The following is a 26,726-nucleotide window of genomic DNA, read 5'->3' as shown; positions in this document are numbered from 1 at the left end:
GGCTATTTTACCAGAGAGGATATGAATTATGGATTCGATTGTAATAATTGATGCTAAAAGAACAGCGATAGGTAAATTTCGTGGACAATTTGCCAGTTTGAGTGCTGTAGATTTAGGTACCCAATTAGTTAAACAATTACTTGAAAAAAACCAACTTGATCCTCAAATAATAGATCAATTTATTTTTGGAAATGTTTATCAAGCCGGTTCCGGTCAAAATGTTGCACGTCAAATTGCTCTGAATTCGGGGGCAAAGGTTGAATCAACAGCTATGACTGTTAATCAAGTTTGTGGTTCAGGTATGAAAGCAGTTCACGCTGCTACTAATGCTTTGTTACTAGGCGATGCGGAAATTGTCGTCGCTGGTGGTGTTGAAAGCATGTCTAATGCTCCTTTTTACGCTAAGAGAGTTGGCAAATTAGAAGCAGATAAAACTTTAGGAGATACACTATTCCAAGATGGTTTAGATGATGCATTCAATCATCAGCCAATGGGAATGACAGCCGAAAATGTTGCACAAAAATACGCTGTTACCCGCCAGGCACAAGATGAATATTCTTTGAATTCTCATCAAAGTGCCCTTAAATCTCAAGAAAAATTAGCTCAAGAAATTTTGCCGATTGAAGTAGATGGAAAAATGGTTGCAACCGACCAGTCAGTTAGAAGTGACACTACTTTAGAAAAAATGGCGAAGTTAAAACCAGCATTTGAAGAGAATGGTACTGTTACTGCCGGTAATTCGTCACCTTTAAATGACGGTGGTGCCGCTTTAATTATGATGAAAAAAAGTAAAGCTGATGAATTAGGCTTAAAATATGTGGCTAAAATTACCGGCTATACTGAAGTTGGAATAAATCCCAATTATATGGGTTATGCACCATACTACGCTATAAATAAGTATCAAGATAAATTCAATCAAAATATAAATGACTTTGATTTGATCGAGATCAATGAGGCCTTTGCTGCACCGACAATTGCCGTAGCTAGAGATTTAAATATTTCCGGTGATAAACTTAATATTTATGGTGGTGCGATTGCTTTAGGACATCCTCTAGGAGCAACTGGAGCACGAATGATCGTAACTTTGCTAAACTCACTTAGAACAGAGAATAAATCTACTGGTCTGGCATCATTATGCATTGGTGGCGGTATGGGCATGGCAATGGGAGTCAAATTGGTATGAAAATTTATCAAATGAATGATGAACAAAGAATTGAATATTTACTATCCAAAAAACTTATCACAAAAGAACAAGCCGATTTTCTCTCAAAAAGACAACCTGTATCTGAACAGCTGTCAGATAGTTTAAGTGAAAACCAAATTGGCTTGTTTGGTTTGCCATATGGTTTTGCTACTGACTTCTTAGTTGATGGGAAAGAATATCTAGTACCAATGTCAATAGAAGAACCTTCAGTCGTAGCTGCAGCCTCAAACGGTGCTAAAAGAATTAAAAATAGTGGCGGTTTTACTACTGAACCAAGTCAAAGGATCGTAACCGGACAAATAGTTTTAGAAAATTTAATATCAGTTGATATTTCAAAGTTAACTGCTTCAAAAGAGCGTATTTTAGAAATATCAAAAAAAGTTCGTCCTAGTTTGATCAGGCGCGGTGGCGGAGTGGTAGATATTGAATTTGTTCAAAATGGCAATTTTTTTGAAATTGATTTAAAAATCAACACAGTTGATGCAATGGGCGCTAACATTGTTAATTCTATTTTAGAAAAAGTGGCTCATGAAATTTCGGAAGATATTTCTGGAGACATTTTATGTTGTATTTTATCTAATAGCGGTGTTGATCAGGTTATCACGGTTAAAGGTAAAGTTAGTTTTGACGAATTGGCTACTAAGACTATGTCTGGACAAGAAGTCGCTCAAAGAATCGTTAAGTTGACTGATTTTGCAAAAGCTTCTACTAAAAGAGCTATCACGCATAATAAAGGAATTATGAATGGAATTGATGCAGTTTTGATTGCTACGGGTAATGATTTTCGAGCTCAAGAGGCTGCTGCTCATAGTTATTATGAACATTATCAACCCTTTAGTGATTGGGAAATAGTTGATAATACTTTAGTTGGAAAATTAAAAATGCCGATCGAAGTCGGCAGTGTTGGTGGTGCGATCAGTGCTTTACCAATGGCTAAAATAAGTTTACAGATCATGCAAATAAGTAATAGCCAGCAACTACAATCAGTTATTGGGGCAGTTGGACTAGCAAATAATTTATCAGCGTTAAGAGCATTAGTAACAACAGGTATTCAGGCTGGTCACATGAGTCTGCAAAGTAAATCTTTGGCGATATCTGCTGGTGCAGTTGACGAAGAGATAAAACTTGTAGCTCAAAAATTAAATCAAACAAAAAAATATTCTTTAGAATATGCAAAAGAGATTTTGTCGGAATTGAGGAACAATTAATGGATATAGGTATTGATAAAATTGGTTTTTATACACCAAAGAAATATATTGATATTGTAGAATTAGCTAAAGCTAGAAAAGTAGATCCGGATAAATTTACGATTGGGATCGGACAAAGTAAGCAGGCAGTTCCTTTAGAATATCAAGATAGTGTCACAATGGCGGCTGAAGCAGCGGACCAGATTATTTCTAAAGATGACAATATTGGTTTAGTGATCGTTGGAACAGAAAGTAGTGTTGATGAGTCCAAAGCAGTTGCAACTTTTTTAGTTGATCTCTTAGATCTACCAGAAAATATTCGTTCTTTTGAGATCAAAGAAGCTTGTTATGGAGCTACGGCCGGATTAAAGATGGCTGAAGGGTTTGTAGCATTAAATCCTGATAAAAAAGCTTTAGTTATTGCCAGTGATATTGCTAGATATGGTATCAACACACCTGGAGAAGTCACTCAAGGAGCTGGAGCTGTGGCAATGTTAGTTAGCCAAGATCCTAAAATTTTAAAATTTGATCATGAAGAAGTATATATGACTAAAAATGTTGGTGATTTTTGGCGTCCAACTTTTTCTAAGACCGCTTTTGCTAGAGGGAAATTCTCTAATCAAATTTATGTGGAATTCTTTAGCGAACTTTGGAAAAAATACCAAAACGATTTTAACCAAAGTGTGGATGATTTTGACACAATGCTCTTTCATGTTCCATATACCAAAATGGGGATGAAGGCACTAAAAACATTAAAAGATCAAATTGATCCTGATAAATTTGATTCACTCTCCAAAAACTATCAAAGTAGTGTCCAAATGGGTAGAGAAGTAGGTAATCTTTATACGGGATCACTTTACTTAGCTTTGATTTCTTATTTGATCAATGGTGACCCCAAAGATAATGAAAAAATACTTTTATTCAGCTATGGTTCTGGAGCAGTAGGCGAACTTTACAGTGCAACTATTCAGCCGGAATTTAAAAATAATTTAGATAGTGAAAAAATTAAGAAAGTTTTAAAAAATCGTGAAAAAATAAGTATTTCAGAATATGAAAACATTTTTAACGAAAGTCCGGCTAACGGCTATATTACAAGGGATACAGACGTATTGGATAAGTTTTACTTACGAGAGATAAAAGAAAGTGAAAGATTATACAAAAAGATGGATCATTAATCTTGTAAACGTTTTCCGACAATGGTATATTAAAGACGTGGTAAAGATGAAATGCCAAGAACTGTAGCCCCATAATTTTCATGCTAGACAGAGTTTTATTCATTTCCATTAAGGAGATGGTAGGATTAGAGAGCACAGAATTATAAGAGTAGTACGGTACAAAGGCATTTTGGAACTAGCAACAAAAGTTAACATAAAATCGACTTAATAATATAGTAGTCGCGCAAGCTCAATACATGATTTGCTAGGATCCAATTTTTAAACAAAGAACACGTAGTGTAGTAAGATTTGTTTTACGTAGTATGATTCACTTATGTATATATTTTTGATAGATGTATTTGATGAAAACTGCAGTAGAGATTTCATCTTACCACCTCAAAAATGCCTCGTCGTGAGACGAGGTTTTTTTATGTCCTTTTTTTGCTATTGAGAGTACATAAATGGATTTATAAACTTTTTTTTGATAGGATAACTTCTTGGTTGGGGGCAACCTAATATTTTGGAGGAGTTATTGTGATACATGATTTACAATATACGCAATATTTAGATTCTATGCGGTCTTATACAGAGCGTAATCAGACGGATAAGGCTTTTATTTTAATTGGATACGTCGAGAGAGATTTTATTCGCTTTTACCGTGCTGGCAGAATAAAAGAGGGAATTGAATTTGCACAAGATAATTTATCTCGAGCAAAGATGTTATTAAATAAATTGACTGCTGATGAGAAAAAGGCTCAATTACACGCTCTAGTAGATATTTTGTCTTTTGAAGGAATCCAGAATCATGTTGAGATTTATGATTTTATTCAATTACGAACACAATATCATCAAGAATTGTTGAATATTCCGATAACTCAAAGAAAATATATTCCAATGATGGAAAAAATTGTGAATGATTTTGGAGAGCTTACTAAAAAAGACGGATTATCTTATTCTAGTAATTTAGAATCCACTTTGGATGTAATTTATTATGTTAATTCACATTTGCAAGAGAAACTAACTGTTAAAAAAGTGCTGGAACATGTTACTAATCGTTGTAATACAAAAGTTGTTCAGCAAGGTTTTAATACGGAAATGCAAATGTCGATTCGTGATTATATCAATGCAAAGAGAATTCAAGAAGCTCAACAGATTTTGTTAACGACTAAAGATTCAATTCGTCAAATTTCTAAACAGTTAAACTTTTATGATGCTGCTGATTTTTCTCGACGATTTAAAAGAGAAATTGGAATGACTCCGCTAGAGTATCGTCAAATCAATAGCGAAATTGATTAGTGCTTGTATTTTTTACGTCATCTTTTTTTATTTTTGTACAAATCATCGTTTTTCCTAATTCTAAATCTATATACTCATTTTTAGTAAAAAGAAAAGTGAGTTTATTAAGTTTAGTTGAGGGATATGAACATGAAGAAAAGACATTTTTATCATCGAATTGGAATATTAGCAGTGATTATTTTGGTTGGTATATTTTTTAGTACAAGTAATGTGTATGCGGATAATGTTAATAAAGATAATTTTTCTGATTATTTTGATTTGAATGGATCTGCCACTTACGATAAGGATTCAGGTATTGTCACAATTACACCTGACAAGACAAACAAAGTTGGAAATTTTGCATTAAAAAGTAAAATTGATATGAATACTAACTTTGAACTTGATGGACAAGTTAATCTTGGGAGTAAAACCTCGACTAATGGTGGAGCAGATGGTATTGGTTTTGCTTTTCATAATGGAAATGTCAGCGATGTAGGTAATGCTGGAGGAAATCTAGGTATTGGAAATTTAATAAATGCCTTAGGATTCAAATTAGATACTTGGCATAATGATGCTTATCAACCTCAAGCTGGTTTGCCAGGATCACAAGTATTACCGGAAGATTCTACAGGATATGGTTGGGCAGGTGATCCCAGTAATCCACAATTTGGTAGTTTCGTAACAACTAGTTTAAAAAAAATTACGGCTTTTGATGGAAAAGATTATGATCGCTGGTGGGCTGAAACAGATTTAGATTCGGTTAAAGACCTTGATGCTAAAGATTTAGACGGGAAATTTCATGATTTTAAGGTCAATTATGATGGGACTACTAGAACACTAACAATAAGTTACACTCAAGCAAGTGGTAATACACTTACTTGGGAGAAATCTGTTCCTACCTCCGATGAAGCAATGGCGATGATCGTCAGCGCATCGACAGGCGCTTTCACAAATCTTCAACAATTTAAGCTGAATAGTTTTGACTTTCAACAAGCGGCAACGGTAAATGTAAAATACGTAAATTTAACTGGTCGTCAAATAGGCCAGGCCGAAGTTAGTTATCCAAATGGTGCGGTTGTGAATGGTACATATTCTACTGATGAATTGCAAATACCAGGATATCGTTTTGTTCGTTTAGATGACGGTAAAATTACTGGAAATAAAAGTTTACCTACGACTGGGACATTAACACAGGCTGGTGATAATGGAACGGTAGTGTATGTTTATGAACCTGATTTTCAAGTAAGTAAAAAAGTGGTTAATGAGACCATTCATTACTTAGATGAGAATGATCAAAAATTAAAAGACAACTATATAGCTAAACCTATTACATTTATTACAGTTACCGATCCTTTGACTGAAGATATTAAAGAATACTATTCAGTCGGACAATCAGATCCAGAAATTGGAGAAGATGGAACTCCGATCGATAGTGAAGATATTCATTGGATCGAAGGTAATGAAACTAGTTTTTCAGAAGTAGACAATCCTGATATTGACGGGTATAAGGTGATTTCTAATGATGCTCCTAATAGTGATTTAGAGAAGGTTGCATTGCAGACTGTCAGTTCTGATAGTAAGGATTTGGAGTTTACAGTTGTTTATAGCAAAGATAAGTCGGTAGATCCAGAGAAGCCAGTGGATCCGGAAAAGCCAATAGACCCAGAAAAACCAGTAGACCCAGAAAAGCCAGTAGATCCGGAAAAGCCGGTAGATCCGGAAAAGCCGGTAGATCCAGAGAAACCGATAGACCCGGAAAAACCAGTAGACCCAACGGATCCTGATACATCTGATCCAGACGGAACTAATAATTTAGATAATCCCAATAATTACAATAAAATCGATAATGATGTAATGGTTAATCAAGGATTACCCAAAACGGAATCTTCTAAGATTTCAGCTAATAAATTTCCACAAACAGGTGAAAAATCATCAACTATACAAGTAAGTATAGGAATCTGCATGCTTGCACTTGCAGGATTCATTAGTCACTTGATTTGGAACAAATTACGTTAAAAATTGTTATACAATAAAAAATACTTCAACCTCATAATTTTGAGATTGAAGTATTTTTACTGTAAGCATCGGATAACTTGGTACCTACAAAAAGATAACTTTCTTCAGTAAACTTGAGTACATCAAGAAATTGAAGGAGGTTATTTTTCTACCCTTAGTCAAGGATAAAACTTGGGCGAGTTGCCGAATACGCTGCAAAGCAGCGTTCGGGCATAATGGAAGTTCTAAATGATGGACGTTTAGAATTTTCTAACAATACAGCTGAAGCTCAAGGACTAGATCCTCGTAAGTATCTTAATTACTTGTTCAACGAGATTCCTCATCTTGAAGTTATTAATCAGGAATCGTTGATGAATTATATGCCCTGGTCACAATCAGTACTTCACTATACGGCGCTTACGTTTCATTTTATATTTTAACGTAGTTGATTTGTTCCAAAATAATTGTAATCTCTTTTACTTTTATTGGATTGTAACATGAGTTTTTTGGGTAATCTATTCATCGCTTCATTGTGAATCATGTCCGACAAAAGATTTCCAACTTATCTTTCAAATGACGAATTGGTAAATCTAAATGAAAAGGTTATTCCTAAAATAGAAATAAATCCCGCACTCAACATCACTGCTCGAAAACCATTAACAAACAATGCTGAACTACTAACTCCACCAAATTGATAAAAAACAATTACTGAAACAGTTGTTCCAACCGCTCCACCTAATAAGCGAAAAACATTATAAATTCCCGAGGCCTTACCAATCTCTACTTTAGCAACTGATCCTAAAACAATTTTTTGCAGGGCAGGACCAGCCATTGACAATCCGACACCAGCAATTGCTAATGGAACAATTAACTTCACATATGAACTGTGACTACTAACTAATATCGTAATTAGAATATAACCGATACCCTGAAAAATTAGTCCCAATGTTGCAATCGATTTTTCACCATACTTATCGACAGCTGCTCCGGAAAACGGTGCTATCAACACTAAAGTACCTGTCCATGGCAGTATCTCAAGTCCAGTAATTAAAGAATCGGCTCCACTCACTACTTGTAGAAATTGTGGTAGGAAGAATACAACACCATACATTGACCCATACAGTAAGAACGTTGCAACATTGCCACCTGTAAAAGCTACCGATTGGAAATATTTCAATGGAATCATTGGTTTAGCTTCCGATTTTTGACGTAATACGAACCAAACACCTACTAACAATCCTAAAATACCAACTCCAAGCGTTAATACACTTGATTCAATATTTGTCAGAGATGACAAAGACCAGATAATGCTACTTGATGCAATTATAACTAGTAGTGAATCAAGTAACCCCACCTTATCGCTATTCCCCACACTATCTGGCAATATTTTAGCCGATAAAATAATTGCTATGATTCCAATTGGAACATTAATCCAGAATATCCATTGCCACGTCAATTTAGCTACAATAAATCCGCCTAAGGATGGGCCGACAATGAGCGCCAGGCCACCAATTCCACTCCAAATTCCCAAAGCCTTGCCTCGTTCTGAAGCGGGTAATGAATTCGTCAAAATGGCCATCGACATTGGTGTCATCACTGATGCTCCAATCCCTTCAACAACACGGGCAAACACTAAAAATGTAATATCATTTGATAGTGCACAAAGTACCGAACCAATCGTAAAAATAAGTATTCCTAAGTTATAAACCTTACGACGACCAAATCTCTCACCAAAGGAAACACCAACTAAAAGAACAGCCGCAATCGTAATATTATAAGCATTCATTGCCCACTGCAAAGTTGAAACTGAGATATGAAAATCATTGCGAATAGCCGTCGAGGCTGTGGTCACAATCATTGAATCCATCATCGACATAAAAAAGCCTAATGACGTTAATACTAAAACCCAACTTGAATTAGTTTGTCTCTTTATCATTCCTCTTCCCCAGTCTTAAGTTTTACTCCAAAATAGTTCAAAACATTTTGAACTATTTAAAATTAACATGGATCAAAATCTCTGACAACCAAACAAAAAGAGTGGAAATATCCACTCTTAAATATTTTTATAAAAATTAGTAACATACTTATCAAAGGTTGCCTGGTTGAGGCTGACGTATTTTTCACGGGCTTCTTTTCGTGCATTGATCAAACCCGCTACTTGTAAGAGTTTAAAGTGATATGATCCGGAAGTCTTACTAATATCAATTTTCCTGCCAACTTCACCACAAGAAACCTCGTGATCAGATTGCTTTAAATATTGAATTATTTCTAAACGCACAGGGTCCGCCAAGGCTTTAAATACTGCTATTTGTTGTGTTTTATTAACATTCTTCATATTGCTTATAATACTAGATCTCTATCATATTATTCAAGCATTCCTAAACCGATTTCTTTTAAAAAAATAATTCAAATCTTTTAATGATAGATTCTTTAAAGAAATTATTATATCAATTGTCCTAATAACTGCTGAATTTCCAGCATAGTTGCTGAACATTCTTTGATTCCTTCTAGTGGTGAATATAGCTTTCATATGTGTAGTGGTATTGGCGATGTGCTGTTTCCAAAGGTTAAGTCATTAGTTTTTTTTATCTTTCAAAATATTTTAATTAAACTTAGAAGGGTATCAAGTTATTGAAGCCGTTCTGTACCTTTTAAATTTTAGTTTATATTCTATCCAACTAATTTAGAATAATAGATAAGTTCTAATATGAAAGTTGTGCTCCACTAGATATTAGTCGAGATGATATATGTCGTTGGCAGATCACCAGTAGTGAACAAATTCTTAAACTGATATATGATTCATTACATGATCTGGTTACAATCAGTTCAATTAAATTGCAAATAAATAGACAACCAAACCGAAAAGCCAACGGTGGTTGTCTATTTGTTGTGAAATCAATCAGTACTTCACTATATGGCGCTTACTTTTTACTTCTGATTTTTTTCTGCAATAAGGGAAGTCTATTTAAAATTCCGGCAACAGTATCATAATATTTCAAATAAAGCATTTGCGAAACTTCCCACCATGAGGCTGCTAGTAAAACACTACCCAAAGTATCAGAAGCAAAGTGTCCTCTAAGATATAGTCTGGAGAAGATAAGCACTGCTAACCAGCTGATTGCTAGTGCACAAAGTAAAAATTGTGTTTCTTGATTCTTAAAATATGGTATGACTAGATAGATTACTAATAAAATCAAAATCGTTGTTCCAAAAACATGACCGCTAGGAAAACTGTAACCTGCATCGGGAATTAGTTTGTCAGTAGGACGAGGACGTTTAACAGTTATTTTTATTAAAAATGCTATGGCATCACCTGCCATTAATGTACAAACAGTCCAAATGCTTTCAATTTTTTTATTTCTTGAAAATAACCACAAGGCTAAAAATATTGTTAAAACAATAATAACAGGTGGACTACCAAAAAAGGTATCTCCACAATATAATACTGTAGAAATACCTTTTTGTATTTAATTACTAATTATTTAATTACTTGAACTGTAACATTTTGGCGACCAAATTGTAGTGCTTGTGAATTTGGCATAGCAATATCCAATTGGTTAGGGTTGCTGTATGCAAAGTAACCAGTATCATTAACAACACGGTCATATACGTTACCATTGCCATCAGTGATCTTTAGATGTGTACCCTTAGGGAATTTTGATAAGTTAGCGGCAACACCACTGTAACCCATGTTTGAGCCTAATACGGCTGGGTCATAAGCAGTTGCGTTCATAGTGATTGTTTCTGATACTTGTTGTTCTGTCATGAATTCAGCTTTGATCCATTGACCAGCGCCAAGATCATACCAAACTTGGTTACTTGAGTCAGTATATTCATCATAAACTTCATAACCTGAACCATTTGAAACAGAGTTACCGTTGAAGTAACCATTTGGTGCATCATAAAGATTTACGTTACCTTGATCTGATTGAACATACATCCATTTATTAACTTCACTTGAAGATTGTGTTGATGAATCTGCTTGTGGAGCATCAAATGAAATATCAGATGATTTGAGCCACATGTTTGTACCTACTTCATAGTAAGTTGCATCATCAAGTGTAATTGATTTGTCGATTTTCCAAGCTGTATTATTTTGTAGAGAAGCTGAGCCAGTTGTAATATCACCATCAACTGAAGGTTCGTTATAAACAGTTGCACCGTTAGTATTTGTAACATAGACCACACCATCTGTGTTAGAAACTGAAACGGCGGCTTGAACAGCATTACCTGTTGTTGCCAATGTTGTAAGTGCAAGTGAAGCTACGGTTAAAACTGATACTGCAATTTTTTTGATTCTCATTAGAAATATTTCCCCCGAATTACTTTGAAGCCTTTTTGGCTTAACGAATTTTCTTACGAGAAACATCATATAACGCATGGCATAAAAAAAGTTGGATATAATCCAACTGTAAAAGACATGTAATATTATTGAAATCTAAAAAACTCATTATTTAGAAAATTATTTTAGATATACGCCTTGATTTCTTGCAATAATTTGTCGATCGTATTAACCACTTTACCGTTTAATTTGATGAGACCAATGGTGTAAGTGTTGACATATTGGAAGGGATTTTCACCGATTTCACCAACAGCTTTTAGTTTTTCTGGATTCTCTGCACCGTGTTGTCTTAAATCAGTATAAAGTCCAAGGACAGGAATTTCTTTACCAAATGCCAGTCCAATTTCAGAAGCAACACCAATATCGATAATTTCTCCATCAAGAATAGCAACGACTAAATCTGATGAGAGTAATTCCTTATTATCTTCTTCAGCAATTTTGATCGAGTCCGCAAATTTAGTTTTATCGTTGATATCACCATTTTCTTGGGGTAAGTAAACTTCAATATCATCTGACATTTCACGAATTTGCTTAACAACTACTTCGTTAAACATACGATCAGCTTGGGAAAATAAACCGTTAGCGAAATAAATTTTCATTCTAAATCCTCTTTTCATGATTGTTAATAATATCTTAGCATGGACAAATAGTAGAAGAAACTGATTTCTTATAGCTAAATCGCCTTGAATGAAGTATGCTGGAAATGTAAGAGCTTTCTTAGCTTTCTATAAATTATTATGTGTGCAACCTCATTTAAGGAGTGAAATAAAATGGGAAAAAAGATTGTTGTTGTTGGTGGCGTTGCTGGTGGTGCGTCGGTTGCAGCGAGGGTTAGAAGATTAGATGAAGATGCTGAAATAACAATGTTTGAAAAGGGGCCAGATGTTTCCTTTTCTAATTGTGCACTTCCATATTATTTGAGTGGAACGGTTGAACACGCCGATGATATTGTCTTAATGAGTCCGGAACAATTTAAGAAACAATACAATATTAACGCTGTTACTAATACTGAAGTTATTGATGTATCTGCTGAAAATAAGACAGTTCAAATAAAGAACTTGGAAACAAAAAGTATTAATACTTATAATTATGATGAATTATTCTTATCTCCAGGTGCTGTTCCTAAAATGCCAAGTTACGTTAAAGGAATAAAAAATGAGAATGTCTTTTCAGTTAGAAATGTTGTTGATATAAGAAAGATCCATGATTATATTGAAGAAAATAACGTTAAAAATATTACGGTAGTTGGCGCGGGATTCATTGGATTAGAAGTAACCGAAAACTTGGTCGAAGCCGGTAAGAATATTACTTTAGTTGGTTCTTCTAAGCATGTTCTAAAAAATATGGACGATGATCTAGCACAAATCATCCATAAGCAATTGATGGAACATGGTGTTAATTTGTTATTGAACCACAAAGTCGTTGAATTTACAGATGATGCGGTTATTTTTGATTCTGGGGAAAACGTTTCCACAGAAATGATAATAATGGCAGTTGGTGTTACACCAGAAGTTTCTTTAGCCAAGAAGATCGGTGTAAAAATCGGAGAAACTGGTGCTATTGCAGTTAACCAAAATTATCAAACGAATTTACCTCATATTTATGCCGTTGGTGATGCGATCGAAGTTGTTAATATGATAACGAAGAAAAAGGAACGTTTAGATTTAGCATTTCCAGCTCAAATAGAAGCTCGTGATGCGGTCAATCATGCCTATGGTCGTTTAGTACATCAACATGGTGTTATTGGTTCGCAAGTTATTGGTGTATTTGGCTTGAATGCAGCCTCAACAGGTTTAAGTGAAGAACAATGTCAAAAGAATAACATTGAATATCGTGTTGCAATGGTAGCACCAAAAGATAAAGTATCATTGATGCCAGATGTTCATCCAATTTTCCTTAAATTAGTTTTCAGCTATCCAACTGGAGAAATTTTAGGGGCACAAGCTGTGGGTAAGAGCCAAGTTGATAAACAAATTGATGTTATCGCTACAATGATCACGATGCATGGATACGTTGAAGACCTGCAAAATCTTGAATTGTGTTATCAACCAATGTTTAGTACCGCTAAGAATGCTGTTAATATGGCAGGACTTGTGGGAACTAATATTTTAAATGATGAGTATAAGCAAGTATCACTAACTTGTGTTCGTAAATTAGTTGAAGAAAAGGCCTTTATAATCGATGCTCGTGAACCTGATGAATATGCAGCGGGACACATCAAAGGCGCTCTCAATATACCATTGAGCCAATTCCGTGATAGATTAGATGAGATACCAAAGAATCAACCAGTCTATATTCACTGCTTAACTAGCCAGAGAAGCTACAACATGGTTAGAGCTTTAAATAATCTTGGCTACACTAATATTTATAATATAGTAGGTTCATTCTCAGGCTTATCTGAATATGAATATTTCCGCGATATTCATGATAAACGTGAACCAATCGTAACTGATTATAAATTAGATCTATAAGTTAACTAGTTGTTGATAAATATCAGTAAAATAACTATTTTTTAAAAATACTAAGTTAATTGGATGATCTATGTTGAATGATTTTATGTGAATTTGTTGTAATATTTCATTATCCAATTCCTGTTCGACGAGTGACTTATACATAAAACTAATACCAAGATTTTGTTTTAATAGCTGAATGATAGTTATTGGACTAGAAATTTCTGAAATATTTTGAAAATCATTGATCTGAAAATTTTGAATTGCCAACCAATTTTCTAAAATTTCTCTGCTTCCTGAACCTAACTCTCTGATTAGAATGTTTTGGTCAAAGAGATCTTCGATTGAAGTAGGATTATCAAATTTCAATTTGGGATTGGCTACGCAAATGAAGGGTTCGTATTTTATCAAAATGGAATCAAACTCATTTTTATTAAAATTACCTTCGATTAGTCCAAAATCAATTTTGCCTTCACGAATTTTAGTTAGGACATGTTTGGTATTATTAATTTCAGTAGTAGTGATTTTGAAATCATCTGTTAATTGATTAATGAATTTAGGCAAAAGGGTTGTACTCAAAGATAGAGTGCAGCCCATTTTTAATTGGTGTAAATTTTTCTCTTTTTGAAGTGATTCGATCAATTTGGTACTTTCTAGGAAAGTCTTTTTTGCGTAGTCGGCTAAAACATTACCCGCCTTGGTTAAATGAATTTTATTATTATCTTTAGAGACTAAAGTGAGATTCAATTCATTTTCTAAAGAATTTATTTGCTGAGAAACAGCGGGTTGTGTGACGAATAGCTGTTTAGCAGTTTTAGTGTAAGAAAGAGTTTCTGATAGGATGACTAAAGTTTTAAATCGTTTATCTAACATGATTACCTCATAAGCATTATTTATGATATAGAAATAAATACTAATTTTTACTTATATCTATTCTATATTATCATTTAAGTCATGTTAAAAGAGAGGAAAAAATATTTATGGGGATTTTTAAGACGAGAAGTTTTTATTATGCTTTTATCATGACTTTGGTTTGTTCGATCTTAGGAACGTTTTTAGGTGGGATGCCATATTTGATGGTAATTGGAGCACTAGTTATTTCATTGATATTAGGAATGATTTTTCAAGTACACCAACCCGTTATAAAAAAGGCACATTCTGGGATCGGATTCATTTCCAATAAATTTTTACGCTTAGGAATTATTTTATTAGGGTTCAAATTGAATTTAATTGAACTTGCCAATGCTGGGGTGAAGACGATAGTTGTTGCTATGGTCGTTGTAAGTGGGGTTGTTATTTTGACTTATCACATTGCTCGAAAATTAGGAGTAAATAAGGAACTAGCAATCTTGACGGCCAGTGGAACAGGAATTTGTGGAGCTGCCGCAGTTATGGGAGTTTCTCCTCAAATAAAAGTTCATCCAGATTCAGAGGCACGAAAAAAAGATGATGAAGTTTTGGCAGTCGCTATCGTAGCTATTTTAGGAACTATTTTCACTTTAGTTGAAATAGCTATTAAACCGATGTTACATATGACAGCACCGCAATTTGGTGTTATGGCCGGTGGATCATTGCATGAAATAGCTCACGCAATTGCCACAGGAGGGGCTGGTGGATCAGTAAGTTTAAGTGCGGCTATTATTACTAAATTATCTAGAGTTTTGATGCTGGCACCGGCAGCTTTGATTATTGGAATCTGGTATCAAAAGACAGAAGCTAGTGTTAATACAGCTAAGCAGAAATTACCGATCCCATGGTTTATGGGTGGATTTATTTTGGCAAGTATCATTGGAAGTTTTATTCCTATGCCAGTTGGTATATTGAATGGGTTAGTAAAGCTAGCTTATTTAGTTTTAGGAATGGCAATGGCGGCTTTAGGTATGAGTGTTAACTTTAAGGTCTTTGTTACTAGTGGGAAAAAAGCTGTTTTAGCGGCTTTGATAGTTTCCGTTATTTTATTAGGTTTTATGATTTTAGTTAGTAAAGCCTTTTTCTAGAAAGATAGAAAAAACTTTCCATCTCCAGTTGAAAATGAAAAAAATTCGCTGTGAGGAACGATTGAAGCTACGATCTTCAATCTCGATTTTGAACTTCGCAAAGTACGCGAATTTCAAAATACGTCCTGTGCTGTAAGAACGAGAAGACCACTCGTCCTAACATCACGACCACTGCGATTTTTTTCATTTTCAACTTCCGATTCATTTTGGTAAACAAAAAGTGTACCTATGGGATTTTTCCCATAAGTACACTTTTTTATAATATTAGTTTTATTTATTTGAAGGAGTTAACCGGTTCTGTTACGCTCTCTGATTTAAACGAGCTACCAGAACAACTCTTTGCGCTTGTTACGAATAATATCAATGGTACAAATCACCATTAATATTATCCTAGACAATGCTCGAGAGTTAACCGGTTCTGCTACGCTCTCTGGTACATTGTGGCAAATTTTTCTTTAATTGTATCAGCTGAATTCTTTAATTTAGCTTCTTCTTCGTCGGTTAAGTGTAATTCATTAACATATTGAACGCCGCCTTTACCTACAACGGCTGGCTGGCCTAAGTATGTGTCGTACTTTTTATTATAGGTAGAAACTGGACATTCTAGTTGTGCGTCGGAGATAACTGATTGTGCTAATTTAACGGCACATGTTCCGATTCCAAAGCTTGTATAACCTTTACCGGAGTGGATTGCCCAGCCACCATGTCTGATTTCATCTTCTAGGTTATTTAAATCTAAATCTTTTCCTTTAGCTTTTGCGTATTCTTTTAGGGGATGATTATTAACTGTAACGGTTGACCATGCGACAAATTGGGATTCACCGTGTTCGCCTAAAACATAACCGCCAACGTTCTTTGAGTTAGTTCCGAATTGCTCGGCTACGACTCGTTGCATTCTTGCTGTATCAAGAAATGTTCCTGTTGCTAAGCATTGTTCTGCAGTAAAACCAGCTTCTTTTTGAAGATATTGTGCAATGGCATCGCAAGGATTCATAGTATCGACTAAAACACCGTTAAATCCTGATTTAGCGATTTTAGGAGCAATATCTTTAACAATTTCTCTGGTATACTCAAATTCAGCCCAACGATTTCCGGAATTATTATCCAAGGCGTGAATGTTTCCTGCTGTGACGAATAAAACGTCGGCATTTTTTAACTCACTATAATCTTGGATCTTAACCTTAGTCGTTGTATCTAGTCGTGCCTGACAATCTTGCAAATCAAGTTGTTCAGCTACGGCTAATTTTTCATTTTTGTCGATCAAAACTAATTCATCAGCGATTCCTTTGGTAACTAATGTATATGCAACGGTAACGCCAACGTGTCCGACACCGATAACTCCAAATTTTCTCATAATAACTATCCCCTTATTCTTTAGTCTACTTGCTGTACCCAGTTTTCTGGAGCTTCTACGGTACCGAATTGAATTCCGGTTAATTCATCGTAAAGTTTCTGTGTCACTGGTCCAACTTCTGTCTCACTGTAAAAGACGTGTAAATTGCCTTCGTGTTCGATACCACCAATTGGAGCGATAACGGCGGCAGTACCACAAGCACCGGCTTCTTTGAATCTATCAAGTTGGTCAATATAGACATCGCCTTGTTCTGTTCCTAAGCCTAATCTATGTTCGGCTAACCAAAGTAATGAATATTTAGTAACACTAGGTAGGATAGAAGGTGATTTAGGAGTAACAAAGACATCATCTTTTGTGATACCAAAGAAGTTAGCGGCACCAGCTTCTTCGATTTTTTTATGTTCAACAGGATCTAGATAAACACAATCTGCAAACCCATTAGCAGAAGCATTTTGATGTGGTAAGAGACTAGCGGCATAGTTACCACCGACTTTAGCTTCACCAGTACCTTTATGAGCGGCACGATCGTATTGTGAAGTTGTAAAGTTCATTGGAGTCATACCACCTTTGAAGTATGCACCAACTGGTTGTGCGAAGACGGTGAATAAATATTCTGGAGCGGGACTAACACCGATTTGATCACCAACACCGATCATTAATGGACGAATATATAATGTGCCACCAGTACCATAAGGTGGTACGAAGTCTGCGTTTGCTTTAACAACTTTCTTAACTGCTTCAACGAACTTATCCTCTGGGAAGGCTGGCATTAATAATCTTTCACATGAGTTATGAAATCTTTTAGCGTTTTGGTCGGGACGGAATAATTGAAGCTTATCATCTGGTGTTCGATAGGCTTTTAGTCCTTCAAAGGCTCCTTGACCATAGTGTAAAATTGTTGAAGCTTCACTGATATGTAAAGTATTATCTTCAGTTAATTCACCTTCTGACCATTTACCATCTTTCCATGTTGCTAAGAATCGATAAGGTAAATCCATATATTCAAATCCTAAGTTGTTCCAATCTAGTTTTGATGCATCTGCTTTTACCATTTACAATTATCTCCTTGAATGTGTTCTTAATTTAGAATAAAAAAATGACCAAGTTGAATAAATATCAACTTGGTCATTCAATAGTTTCCGATCAATAGAAAATTAGAAAAATCCTCTAGAGAAGGTACTACTAGAATGCAAGTTGATATTTTTAATAATGACTAACACAATAATTAAAATAATAACTGATAACATCATGAATAGTACCTCCTTTGATTAGAAATTAATTAAAATTAAGTTAGACTCATAATAAGACTTCTCATACTTGCTTGTCAATAACGAATTATAAATTTATTGATTTGACAGATAGTCAATCACAAATACATATATAAACATTTACAATTTAATTAGATAATAAGTAAGGGGAGCATCTATGAAAATTCACCGCCAGATAATGGGATTATCAAGAACAAAATTCGGTCATGGCTGGGGTGGATTAATAGCAACGAAATTGTGGTAAGATTTAATAAAATTAGCTATTTTTAGTCTAGAAAATAGCTTTTTTTGTGTTATGCTGTAACCACTACTATCATATAAAAATTTGATATAAGGAATGAGGACAATCTATGACAACGGCAGTTGTGACAGATACAGCAGCATACTTAACGCCTGAACAAATTGAGAAATATCACATTACTGTTCTACCAGTGACGGTTATTTTAGACGGTAAGCAGTATAAAGAGACGGAAGAATTAGATCTCAAGACATTTTATGATTATTTGAAGAATGAAAAAGAGTTGCCAACAACAGCACAAGTTTCAATGGGACAAATTGAAGAAGCCTATGATAAATTAGCTGATGAAGGTGTGGATAATATTATTTCAATTCATTTATCCAGTGGTATCACTTCGTTTATGGATAATTTGAGGATGTTTTGTAAGACCTATACACGTGCAAAGGTTTTTCCTGTGGATTCTTTAGCAGCCAGTGCTGGAGAAGCTAATTTATGTCTATTGGCTGGTGCACTAGCTAAAGAGGGCGTAGAAGCAGAAGAAATTGTGGCTAAACTTGAAGAATTAAGATCGACAGTAAACGTATACTTTGCTGTTGATGATTTAAAACATTTAATGAGAACTGGTCGTTTAAGCAACCGATCAGCTGTTATCGGTAATCTTTTGAATATCAAACCATTGTTAACCTTCAATAAAGAAGGTAAAATAATTGCCATTGGAAAAGAACGAACAATGAAACGTTGCTTGCGTTTGATGCTATTAGAATTGCAAAAAAATAGTGAACAAGTAGATTATAAAATTCATGCCACTGTGATCGATGCCAATAACGAAGTATTATCTGAAGCCTGGGTCGAAGAATTGCATGAAGCATTTCCTGATGTTCGAGTGACGATAAGTCATTTAGGACCTTCAATTAGTGTTCATACCGGTGAAAAAACTATGGGTATTTTGTGGAGTCGTGATTGGCAAACAATGATTTAAATAAGCTTTTAGATACTCAAATAAATAGCACCAGTAATCTAAAATCAGATTACTGATGCTATTTTTTATATACAATATAAATTATTCAAATTCATTATCCGATTTCAACCAAATGGTCATGACTAGACACAATAAAATCATGCCGATCGAAACGACAAAACCGACCTTGATACCACTTAATTCGCCAACTAAGTGATGTCCAGGAGTAAGATTTTCAGTCACACTGATTATACCGACTAGAATGGCGGTACCAACTGATGCGGCCACCTGACGTAATGTATTAAACATCGCTACGGCATCGGAGATCATCATATTAGGAACAGACGATAAGGCGTGTGTTTGGATAGGGATAAGAACTAAAACAAGTCCTAACTGTCTGACAAATTGACCAAAAGTAACCATCAAAATTGAAGTATCTTTAGTTACAAATGACTGCATGGTCGTTCCAATAACATCAATTGATAATCCAATTACAACTAAACGCTTGATTCCAAATCTGTCATATAATCTTCCACTGATCGGGGATAAAATTGCCGTTGAAGTCGCACCAGGTAAAATAACTAACCCGGAAACTAGGGCACTGTAATGCATGACATTTTGGACTAGTAAAGGGATGATAATAGTATTTCCATACATGGTGATCATCAAAAGCATGTTAATAATTGTCGCAACATCATATTGTTGGCGACCAAAAACCTTTAGATTAATAAAAGGACTGTGAGCTTTTGTTTGAGTTAAAACGAATATTAATAGAATTATCAAACCAATAATAATCGATCCGACAACGTTAAATGACAAGCTCTTGGTTGTTCCGATATTGGATAAACCAAATAATAGGAATAATAGTCCAAAACTAGATAATATCAGTCCTAGAGTATTAAATGAGACATCTTGTTTTTTGGATAATCCTGGTAAATACATAATTGCTAAAATAATATTAATGGCGGTAAATGGTATTACGAAGATGAATAAAAATCTCCATGAAAACTCTGACAAAATGAATCCTGATAATGTCGGACCTACAACTGGGGCAAAATTAAATGCCAGTCCGATTATTCCCATGATGGCGCCACGAGATTTTTTGGAAGCTTCACTCATTGCTAAAACGTTAACTAAAGGCATCATGACACCAGCACCGATTGCTTGGATCATTCGTCCGATAATTAAAAGTACGTATTGTTGTGCAAAGGCTCCAAAAATAGTTCCCAACAAAAAGATAATTGAAAACAGTAAATAGAGTTTTCTAAATGAAAATCGTTTCATCAAAAAAGCGCTTGTCGGAATCATGATGGCGTTGACCATAATATATCCGTTCGTCAACCATTGACCAGATGAGGCCGTAATTCCAAATGTTGTCATGATTGAAGGTAAAGCGGTACTCATCAAGGTGGAACTCAGGACACCAAAAAAGCTCCCTATGGTTACGATCCACAATGATAGTTTAGTTTCTTTCGACATTAAATGTGCCTCCTAATTAGTTGACAAAAGCAACATTTTTAATGATAATGTCGTTAGTTGTTTTTGTCAACTAAGTATAAGGAGTGATATTTATGAATATCGATAAAATTAATGAAGTTAGGCAGTTCAATCGCTTTTACACGCGGACACTGCAACTTACTAATAAGTATCACTTAGGGACTGGATTAACAGTTTTAGAGTCACGGCTTTTGCTAGAAATTTACGAAAATAAGCTTCAAACTGCTAATGAATTAGTGTCATTATTAGAAATAGATAAAGGTTATTTAAGTCGAGTTTTAAAAAGTTTGGAAAAAAGAGGTTACATTGAACAGACGATAGATAATCTTGATAAACGTTCTAAATTACTGACGTTGACTACTTTAGGCCACAACACACTTAATACAATAAATAAAAGAGCCGACCAACAAGTTGATCAGCTCTTTTCAAAATTATCCGACCAAGAAATGGATCAAGTCATCTCGGCGATGGATTTTATACGTAACAAAGTGGATTTAGATTAAATCATAGCATGTTCCCAAAAACCCTTTGTTTCCAAATTAGTTGCTGCAGCAAGGTCTTCAAGCTGCTTCATTTCATCATTAGTTAATTTAATATCGATCATATCTTTAGTTGGTTTTAAGTATTTTTCCTTAGTTAAGCCAATTATAGGTGTGGTCTTTTTATTTATTGCCCATGCTTCAGCAATTTGAGCAGTATTGGCGTGATACTTTTTACCAATTTCAGCCATTTTTTTCGTTAAGGTTTCTAATTCTGGCAACATTTGATTATACTTTTCGGCACGCTCTGAACCTTCTGGCAAGGGATTTTTAACATTATATTGACCATTCAAAGCACCTTGTTCAAGCACCATGTATGAATAAAAGGTAATATCATTTTTATTACAGTAGTCAATAATACCGGCTTTTTCAGATGAACGATAAAGTAAACTGAAATGATTTTGAACGGCGGCTAGTTTGATACCAGCGTCATTTAAAATAGCTTGTGCTTGTTTTATTTCGGCAAGGTTGTGATTAGAGACACCAACATGTTTGATCTTACCGGATTTTACTAACGGAATAAGTTGTTTAGTCCATTTTTCGACATCAGATGGTCGATGGATCCAATATAGATCGACATAGTCAGTCTTGAGTCTCTTCAAGCTACCATCTAGCATTTCTTCCATAGCTTTTTCATGTTCACTGGCAATTTGTGGACTGAATTTAGTTGAAAGATAGTAATCCTTACGGTCATAATCCGCTAAGAGATCACCAACAGCAGTTTCAGAGATACCCATTCCATATACTGCGGCAGTATCCCAAAGGTTTAAGCCCATTTTCATAGCTTGATCAACTACTGGTTTTAATTTAGCTTCATTAAGATTATCGCCAAAAGTTTTTTCTGCGCCCCAAGCCCAAGTTCCAAGAGCTACGGCAGGTAAGTTTTTATCCATAGTAATATGCCCCTTTTTTATTCGATACTTACATATTAGTCTTTGTAAGCGCTAAACAAAAGAAAAAGACGGGTACTATCTTCTTGATAATTTAACAATTGTTTCAACATGAGGTGTTTGTGGGAACATATCAACAGGTTGAAGATATTCCACACGATATTTATTTGTTAGTCTAGTTAAATCTTTTGCCAAAGTTGAAGGATTGCATGATACATAAACTAGTTTTGCTGGGCGATGTCTTAAAATAGTATCGATTAACTTAGCATCTAGTCCAACTCGTGGAGGATCGACGATAACAGCATTGGGATGAATATCGTCAGTTAGTAGTTGTGGATAGACTTGATCGACTGAACCTACATAATAATCAGCATTCTTTATTTCGTTTAATTCAGCGTTCTTTTTAGCATCTTCAATTGCTTCAGGGATTATTTCGATCCCATAAACATGTTTAACTTGATCAGCTAAAGTGATGCCGATCGTACCAACACCACAATAGGCGTCCAATAAAACATCATCAGCTTCAGGGTGAAGTGCTTCAGTCGCTAAATCGTATAATTTATCAGTCTGCAATGAATTCAATTGTAGAAAGGCACGAGGGGATAAATTGAAAATATAACCGTTAATATCTTCTTGAAGATATTCATCGCCCCAGATCAATTTTGTTTCATCTCCCCAAACGCTACCTTTATCATCAGGATTGATATTTTGAGAAATTGAACTTACTTCAGGGATCTCTGCTTGGATCTTTTCAATAATTTGTCTTTCTTTGAGGAACTTTTGCGAACGAGTAATGAAAGTAACTTGTAATTTGTTAAATTCTACTGATTCACGAATAACGATCATACGTAAAATACCTGATTTTTTTTCAGGATTAAAGACGGGAATATTTAAGTCTTTAATAATTTGGACGATTTTACGCATAGCAGACATCGTTAGATCCATTTGTGTAGGCATCTCTGTTAGATCCACTAGATCTTGTGTGCCATCTTTGTATAATCCACAAAGTATTTTTCCGTCGATTTCTTGAATCGGGAATTGAGCTTTGTTACGATATTTTTCTTGTTGGACAGAAGGGACGGTGGGTTTGATACGGTAGTTTTGATAAGCATAAGGTTTATATTTATCTAAAGATTCACGTAAAATATCGGCCTTGAATTTTAATTGATCTTCATATTTGATATGTGCAAATTCCAAACCGCCAACTTTGCTAGCAAGTTCTGGTACATCAGGATTTCGATAAGGACTGGCGGTTCTGATTTTATGTATTTTACCATTGATAAAATTGTCATGAAGTTCGACTATTTCACAGACAATAACGTCTTCTGGAACAGCTTTGGGAACGAAGACGATTACATGTTTGAAAAATCCGATACCTTCACCATTAATTCCGATACGTTTAATTGTTAAGGGAAAACGATCCCCAACTTTTAGTTCACTTGTAATATTTGTATTCATTATTTTTCCTTTTTTAAAATCTAGGTTAAACTTACACTTGAGTATAACATGTGAGGTAAGTATATTGGCAAAAGTGACTAAGGTCCAAGCACAAAAACGTAAAGGCAGGTATAATGTTTTTCTTGATGGAAGTTATGCATTTCCCGTATCAGAGGCGACTCTAGTAGAATTTAGACTGATGAAGGATGAAGAAATAACTGACTCCCAAATCAAAGAAATAAAGAACCGTGAAAATATTAATAAAGCTTACGGGGATGCAGCAAATTATTTAAGTTATCAATTGCGAACAAAAAAAGAAATGAAAGATTATCTTTTTAAAAAAGAATACGATTATTCAACAATTGATGCAGTCTTAAAAAAATTAGCTGATTTAAATTATTTAGATGATGAGTCTTACGCAAATAGTTTTATCAATACACAGCTGAAGACAACAGTTAATGGTCCTAAAATAATTGAACAAAAGATGATTCAAAAAGGCGTCCCCAGTTTGATCATTCAAGATAAAATGGATCAGATCGACGAAGATAGATTGATAGAAAACGCTACTAAATTTGCGGAAAAACAAGTTAGAAAACAACGTCGAGCATCATTTCAGCAACAAATGACCAAAGTAAAACAGAGCTTGTACCAAAAAGGATATAGTGGTGACATTGTTAACACGGCAATCGATAATTTAGATTTGGAAAAAGATGACGATACCGAATTAGAAAATCTTCGTAAAATGGTCGCAAAAGTCAGTCGCCGTTATGATAATCAATCTAAGCTGATAACTTATTTGATGGGTAAGGGTTATCGGTATGATGCTATTAAGCAGGTTTTGGGGGAGGATGAATAGACAAAAATACGAATCGACTCTGTTAATTGAGTTGATTCGTATTTTTGTGTTCTGTTCTAAACTAAATGAAATGACTTACTCCTAAAACATTAGATAATGTTGTCCAAACAGCATGCCAGGTTCTAAACTAAATGAAATGACTTACTCCTAAAACTTTGGATCAACACTAACTGTTACGTTTTCAGGTTCTAAACTAAATGAAATGACTTACTTCTAAAACGACAAAAAGCAGGATATAGCTTTAAAAATGGGTTCTAAACTAAATGAAATGACTTACTTCTAAAACAGATTTAAGAAAAATGATTGCCAATAAAGGGGTTCTAAACTAAATGAAATGACTTACTTCTAAAACTATGCAGTATTAGTCAATATCAATACTGATGGTTCTAAACTAAATGAAATGACTTACTTCTAAAACGCCTGATGAGCAGTTGAACCAACATATGACGGTTCTAAACTAAATGAAATGACTTACTTCTAAAACGCAGGAACAGATGATCATAACTTTAGATGAGGTTCTAAACTAAATGAAATGACTTACTTCTAAAACATCTTGTCGCGAACGAATGTCTAAGCAGATGGTTCTAAACTAAATGAAATGACTTACTTCTAAAACGGGGCATATTCATAGGCTATACGGTTTAATGGTTCTAAACTAAATGAAATGACTTACTTCTAAAACGTAAGCCCTAATTGTATTCTTCGGTCTCTTGGTTCTAAACTAAATGAAATGACTTACTTCTAAAACGACTTATACATTTTTAATGTGCTTCTATAAGGTTCTAAACTAAATGAAATAACTTACTTCTAAAACAGTGATTATGATGAAGCGCCAGAAGATTATGGTTCTAAACTAAATGAAATGACTTACTTCTAAAACACAGCAACACGTTTAAAACAAACTATTGATGGTTCTAAACTAAATGAAATGACTTACTTCTAAAACAAAAGGGAATACTCATATGCTTGCCGGTTTTGGTTCTAAACTAAATGAAATGACTTACTTCTAAAACGCGCTCACGGAGTCAAAGTCCGTTGCCTTAGGTTCTAAACTAAATGAAATGACTTACTTCTAAAACGTTACGGTTAAAGCGACAGTTGACGAAAATGGTTCTAAACTAAATGAAATGACTTACTTCTAAAACACGACCAATATATTGATCGTCTAAACTTTGGGTTCTAAACTAAATGAAATGACTTACTTCTAAAACGACCTCAAGGGCGCCCACGTTTTGCAAACGGGTTCTAAACTAAATGAAATGACTTACTTCTAAAACTCTGATTTGATGCAAACATCATTTGATTTTGGTTCTAAACTAAATGAAATGACTTACTTCTAAAACTTATGTGATTTAAATTCCAAATCATGCATTGGTTCTAAACTAAATGAAATGACTTACTTCTAAAACCTATCACTGGCATATATAGGCATGATCATAGGTTCTAAACTAAATGAAATGACTTACTTCTAAAACTGTCCCAATACAGTTTTTGATTCTTTCCATGGTTCTAAACTAAATGAAATGACTTACTTCTAAAACCGACAACTTGCTTTTGATAATAGCATTGTAGGTTCTAAACTAAATGAAATGACTTACTTCTAAAACTCATTGGGACTGGTTCGCCAGTATCAACATGGTTCTAAACTAAATGAAATGACTTACTTCTAAAACAAACACCCTTAATTACAGACATTGTTACTTGGTTCTAAACTAAATGAAATGACTTACTTCTAAAACAAAAATGGCTGCACTCGTATCTGGTGGCAAGGTTCTAAACTAAATGAAATGACTTACTTCTAAAACGAAACATTAGTTGTTGTCCAGCCAGATGGTGGTTCTAAACTAAATGAAATGACTTACTTCTAAAACCATTGGTCGCTTTAATTATTTATTTAATATGGTTCTAAACTAAATGAAATGACTTACTTCTAAAACTCGCCTAGACTTGTACCACTACCAGAGATAGGTTCTAAACTAAATGAAATGACTTACTTCTAAAACAATCAAAATGTATAATCCTACTTGAAAGGTGGTTCTAAACTAAATGAAATGACTTACTTCTAAAACAAATATGTAGAAGATT

The 26,726-nt window shown here is 34.5% G+C and carries 22 protein-coding genes and 1 CRISPR repeat array (1 of these 23 running past the window's edge); of the genes, 11 read left to right on the top strand and 11 right to left on the bottom strand.

The genetic code is table 11. The annotated features are described in order from the left end of the window. Positions 1–28 precede the first annotated feature (28 nt). From EKM77_RS07965 to EKM77_RS07940, 6 genes are all read left to right on the top strand, one after another. Entirely contained in the window at positions 29–1,183 is a 1,155-nt protein-coding gene (locus EKM77_RS07965) for a thiolase family protein (protein ID WP_125593525.1), read from the top strand. Then, positions 1,180–2,412 (top strand): hydroxymethylglutaryl-CoA reductase, degradative, encoded by a 1,233-nt coding sequence (locus EKM77_RS07960; RefSeq protein WP_125593524.1) that lies wholly within the window; start codon positions 1,180–1,182, stop codon positions 2,410–2,412. Before EKM77_RS07965 ends, EKM77_RS07960 begins: the two co-directional genes overlap by 4 nt. Then, a complete protein-coding gene (locus tag EKM77_RS07955; RefSeq protein WP_125593523.1) occupies positions 2,412–3,566 on the top strand; it encodes a hydroxymethylglutaryl-CoA synthase in 1,155 nt (384 codons plus the stop codon). The genes EKM77_RS07960 and EKM77_RS07955 overlap by 1 nt, the downstream gene beginning before the upstream one ends. A 513-nt stretch (positions 3,567–4,079) precedes the next feature. Next, positions 4,080–4,841, top strand: a complete 762-nt coding sequence (locus tag EKM77_RS07950) for a helix-turn-helix domain-containing protein (protein ID WP_125593522.1) — start codon at positions 4,080–4,082, stop codon at positions 4,839–4,841. Between the two features lie 129 nt (positions 4,842–4,970). Further along, positions 4,971–6,836, top strand: coding sequence for a lectin-like domain-containing protein (locus tag EKM77_RS07945; protein WP_225425208.1), 1,866 nt, complete (start codon positions 4,971–4,973; stop codon positions 6,834–6,836). Positions 6,837–7,051: 215 nt separating this feature from the next. Beyond that, a complete protein-coding gene (locus EKM77_RS07940) occupies positions 7,052–7,255 on the top strand; it encodes a transposase domain-containing protein (RefSeq protein ID WP_125593520.1) in 204 nt (67 codons plus the stop codon). A gap of 122 nt (positions 7,256–7,377) precedes the next feature. Here EKM77_RS07940 and EKM77_RS07935 read toward each other — a convergent pair whose 3' ends face one another. The 5 genes from EKM77_RS07935 to EKM77_RS07915 all read right to left on the bottom strand — a co-directional run bounded on the left by EKM77_RS07935 (position 7,378) and on the right by EKM77_RS07915 (position 11,756). Next, a complete protein-coding gene (locus EKM77_RS07935) occupies positions 7,378–8,751 on the bottom strand; it encodes an MFS transporter (protein WP_125593519.1) in 1,374 nt (457 codons plus the stop codon). Between the two features lie 117 nt (positions 8,752–8,868). Further along, positions 8,869–9,150, bottom strand: coding sequence for an ArsR/SmtB family transcription factor (locus tag EKM77_RS07930; protein WP_125593518.1), 282 nt, complete (start codon positions 9,148–9,150; stop codon positions 8,869–8,871). Positions 9,151–9,736: 586 nt separating this feature from the next. Continuing rightward, entirely contained in the window at positions 9,737–10,192 is a 456-nt protein-coding gene (locus EKM77_RS07925) for a phosphatase PAP2 family protein (RefSeq protein ID WP_164507742.1), read from the bottom strand. 101 nt (positions 10,193–10,293) lie between these two features. After that, on the bottom strand, positions 10,294–11,118 hold the full coding sequence (locus EKM77_RS07920) for an RlpA-like double-psi beta-barrel domain-containing protein (RefSeq protein ID WP_125593516.1): 825 nt from the start codon (positions 11,116–11,118) through the stop codon (positions 10,294–10,296). A 164-nt stretch (positions 11,119–11,282) separates the two neighbouring features. Then, positions 11,283–11,756 carry a nucleoside 2-deoxyribosyltransferase gene (locus EKM77_RS07915; protein ID WP_125593515.1) on the bottom strand — a complete coding sequence of 158 codons (474 nt, stop codon included), beginning with the start codon at positions 11,754–11,756 and terminating at the stop codon, positions 11,283–11,285. A 171-nt stretch (positions 11,757–11,927) separates the two neighbouring features. Between EKM77_RS07915 and EKM77_RS07910 the strand changes: the two genes are divergently transcribed. Then, the gene (locus EKM77_RS07910; protein ID WP_125593514.1) at positions 11,928–13,628 is read left to right on the top strand and encodes an FAD-dependent oxidoreductase; all 1,701 of its coding nucleotides are present in this window, start codon (positions 11,928–11,930) and stop codon (positions 13,626–13,628) included. Here EKM77_RS07910 and EKM77_RS07905 read toward each other — a convergent pair. Continuing rightward, entirely contained in the window at positions 13,623–14,480 is an 858-nt protein-coding gene (locus EKM77_RS07905; RefSeq protein ID WP_125593513.1) for a LysR family transcriptional regulator, read from the bottom strand. The genes EKM77_RS07910 and EKM77_RS07905 overlap by 6 nt on opposite strands. A gap of 107 nt (positions 14,481–14,587) precedes the next feature. On the opposite strand from EKM77_RS07905, the gene EKM77_RS07900 reads away from it, so the two are divergent. Then, the gene (locus tag EKM77_RS07900; protein WP_125593512.1) at positions 14,588–15,604 is read left to right on the top strand and encodes a YeiH family protein; all 1,017 of its coding nucleotides are present in this window, start codon (positions 14,588–14,590) and stop codon (positions 15,602–15,604) included. Between the two features lie 421 nt (positions 15,605–16,025). On the opposite strand, the gene EKM77_RS07895 is transcribed toward EKM77_RS07900, so the two are convergent. Both EKM77_RS07895 and EKM77_RS07890 read right to left on the bottom strand, forming a co-directional pair. Beyond that, positions 16,026–16,958, bottom strand: a complete 933-nt coding sequence (locus tag EKM77_RS07895; RefSeq protein ID WP_125593511.1) for an L-lactate dehydrogenase — start codon at positions 16,956–16,958, stop codon at positions 16,026–16,028. A gap of 20 nt (positions 16,959–16,978) precedes the next feature. Next, positions 16,979–18,010, bottom strand: a complete 1,032-nt coding sequence (locus tag EKM77_RS07890) for a branched-chain amino acid aminotransferase (RefSeq protein ID WP_125593510.1) — start codon at positions 18,008–18,010, stop codon at positions 16,979–16,981. A 566-nt stretch (positions 18,011–18,576) separates the two neighbouring features. Between EKM77_RS07890 and EKM77_RS07885 the strand changes: the two genes are divergently transcribed. Then, positions 18,577–19,443 carry a DegV family protein gene (locus EKM77_RS07885; RefSeq protein WP_125593509.1) on the top strand — a complete coding sequence of 289 codons (867 nt, stop codon included), beginning with the start codon at positions 18,577–18,579 and terminating at the stop codon, positions 19,441–19,443. Between the two features lie 81 nt (positions 19,444–19,524). Here EKM77_RS07885 and EKM77_RS07880 read toward each other — a convergent pair whose 3' ends face one another. Continuing rightward, positions 19,525–20,901, bottom strand: coding sequence for an MDR family MFS transporter (locus EKM77_RS07880; RefSeq protein ID WP_125593508.1), 1,377 nt, complete (start codon positions 20,899–20,901; stop codon positions 19,525–19,527). Between the two features lie 92 nt (positions 20,902–20,993). Here EKM77_RS07880 and EKM77_RS07875 point away from each other — a divergent pair, with 92 nt between their 5' ends. After that, a complete protein-coding gene (locus EKM77_RS07875; protein WP_125593507.1) occupies positions 20,994–21,422 on the top strand; it encodes a MarR family winged helix-turn-helix transcriptional regulator in 429 nt (142 codons plus the stop codon). Here the strand turns inward: EKM77_RS07875 and EKM77_RS07870 are convergent. Continuing rightward, positions 21,419–22,351: an aldo/keto reductase gene (locus EKM77_RS07870; protein WP_125593506.1), complete on the bottom strand. Its 933-nt coding sequence runs from the start codon at positions 22,349–22,351 to the stop codon at positions 21,419–21,421. The genes EKM77_RS07875 and EKM77_RS07870 overlap by 4 nt on opposite strands. Before the next feature lie 75 nt (positions 22,352–22,426). Continuing rightward, the gene (gene rlmD, locus EKM77_RS07865; protein WP_125593505.1) at positions 22,427–23,806 is read right to left on the bottom strand and encodes a 23S rRNA (uracil(1939)-C(5))-methyltransferase RlmD; all 1,380 of its coding nucleotides are present in this window, start codon (positions 23,804–23,806) and stop codon (positions 22,427–22,429) included. 73 nt (positions 23,807–23,879) lie between these two features. Between rlmD and recX the strand changes: the two genes are divergently transcribed. Further along, positions 23,880–24,641: a recombination regulator RecX gene (gene recX / locus EKM77_RS07860; RefSeq protein WP_225425213.1), complete on the top strand. Its 762-nt coding sequence runs from the start codon at positions 23,880–23,882 to the stop codon at positions 24,639–24,641. A 52-nt stretch (positions 24,642–24,693) separates the two neighbouring features. After that, positions 24,694–26,726: a CRISPR direct-repeat array (repeat unit 36 nt; unit sequence GGTTCTAAACTAAATGAAATGACTTACTTCTAAAAC) (it continues 248 nt past the right edge of the window).

Origin of the sequence: Companilactobacillus baiquanensis (assembly GCF_003946605.1) — a bacterium.
In the GTDB taxonomy this organism is placed as follows: domain Bacteria; phylum Bacillota; class Bacilli; order Lactobacillales; family Lactobacillaceae; genus Companilactobacillus; species Companilactobacillus baiquanensis.
The sequence above is the reverse complement of the archived record's forward strand: the minus strand, read 5'-3'. Positions and strand labels throughout refer to the sequence as shown.

Excerpts from the sequence above, each read along its gene's own strand:
- EKM77_RS07910 (WP_125593514.1), top strand. The coding sequence starts at position 11,928 with ATGGGAAAAAAGATTGTTGTTGTTGGTGGCGTTGCTGGTGGTGCGTCG.
- EKM77_RS07905 (WP_125593513.1), bottom strand. The coding sequence starts at position 14,480 with ATGTTAGATAAACGATTTAAAACTTTAGTCATCCTATCAGAAACTCTT.
- EKM77_RS07895 (WP_125593511.1), bottom strand. The coding sequence starts at position 16,958 with ATGAGAAAATTTGGAGTTATCGGTGTCGGACACGTTGGCGTTACCGTT.
- rlmD (WP_125593505.1), bottom strand. The coding sequence starts at position 23,806 with ATGAATACAAATATTACAAGTGAACTAAAAGTTGGGGATCGTTTTCCC.
- EKM77_RS07915 (WP_125593515.1), bottom strand. The coding sequence starts at position 11,756 with ATGAAAATTTATTTCGCTAACGGTTTATTTTCCCAAGCTGATCGTATG.
- EKM77_RS07960 (WP_125593524.1), top strand. The coding sequence starts at position 1,180 with ATGAAAATTTATCAAATGAATGATGAACAAAGAATTGAATATTTACTA.
- EKM77_RS07965 (WP_125593525.1), top strand. The coding sequence starts at position 29 with ATGGATTCGATTGTAATAATTGATGCTAAAAGAACAGCGATAGGTAAA.
- EKM77_RS07890 (WP_125593510.1), bottom strand. The coding sequence starts at position 18,010 with ATGGTAAAAGCAGATGCATCAAAACTAGATTGGAACAACTTAGGATTT.
- EKM77_RS07920 (WP_125593516.1), bottom strand. The coding sequence starts at position 11,118 with ATGAGAATCAAAAAAATTGCAGTATCAGTTTTAACCGTAGCTTCACTT.
- EKM77_RS07870 (WP_125593506.1), bottom strand. The coding sequence starts at position 22,351 with ATGGATAAAAACTTACCTGCCGTAGCTCTTGGAACTTGGGCTTGGGGC.
- EKM77_RS07945 (WP_225425208.1), top strand. The coding sequence starts at position 4,971 with ATGAAGAAAAGACATTTTTATCATCGAATTGGAATATTAGCAGTGATT.
- EKM77_RS07900 (WP_125593512.1), top strand. The coding sequence starts at position 14,588 with ATGGGGATTTTTAAGACGAGAAGTTTTTATTATGCTTTTATCATGACT.
- EKM77_RS07940 (WP_125593520.1), top strand. The coding sequence starts at position 7,052 with ATGGAAGTTCTAAATGATGGACGTTTAGAATTTTCTAACAATACAGCT.
- EKM77_RS07875 (WP_125593507.1), top strand. The coding sequence starts at position 20,994 with ATGAATATCGATAAAATTAATGAAGTTAGGCAGTTCAATCGCTTTTAC.
- EKM77_RS07955 (WP_125593523.1), top strand. The coding sequence starts at position 2,412 with ATGGATATAGGTATTGATAAAATTGGTTTTTATACACCAAAGAAATAT.
- EKM77_RS07930 (WP_125593518.1), bottom strand. The coding sequence starts at position 9,150 with ATGAAGAATGTTAATAAAACACAACAAATAGCAGTATTTAAAGCCTTG.
- EKM77_RS07935 (WP_125593519.1), bottom strand. The coding sequence starts at position 8,751 with ATGATAAAGAGACAAACTAATTCAAGTTGGGTTTTAGTATTAACGTCA.
- EKM77_RS07880 (WP_125593508.1), bottom strand. The coding sequence starts at position 20,901 with ATGTCGAAAGAAACTAAACTATCATTGTGGATCGTAACCATAGGGAGC.
- EKM77_RS07885 (WP_125593509.1), top strand. The coding sequence starts at position 18,577 with ATGACAACGGCAGTTGTGACAGATACAGCAGCATACTTAACGCCTGAA.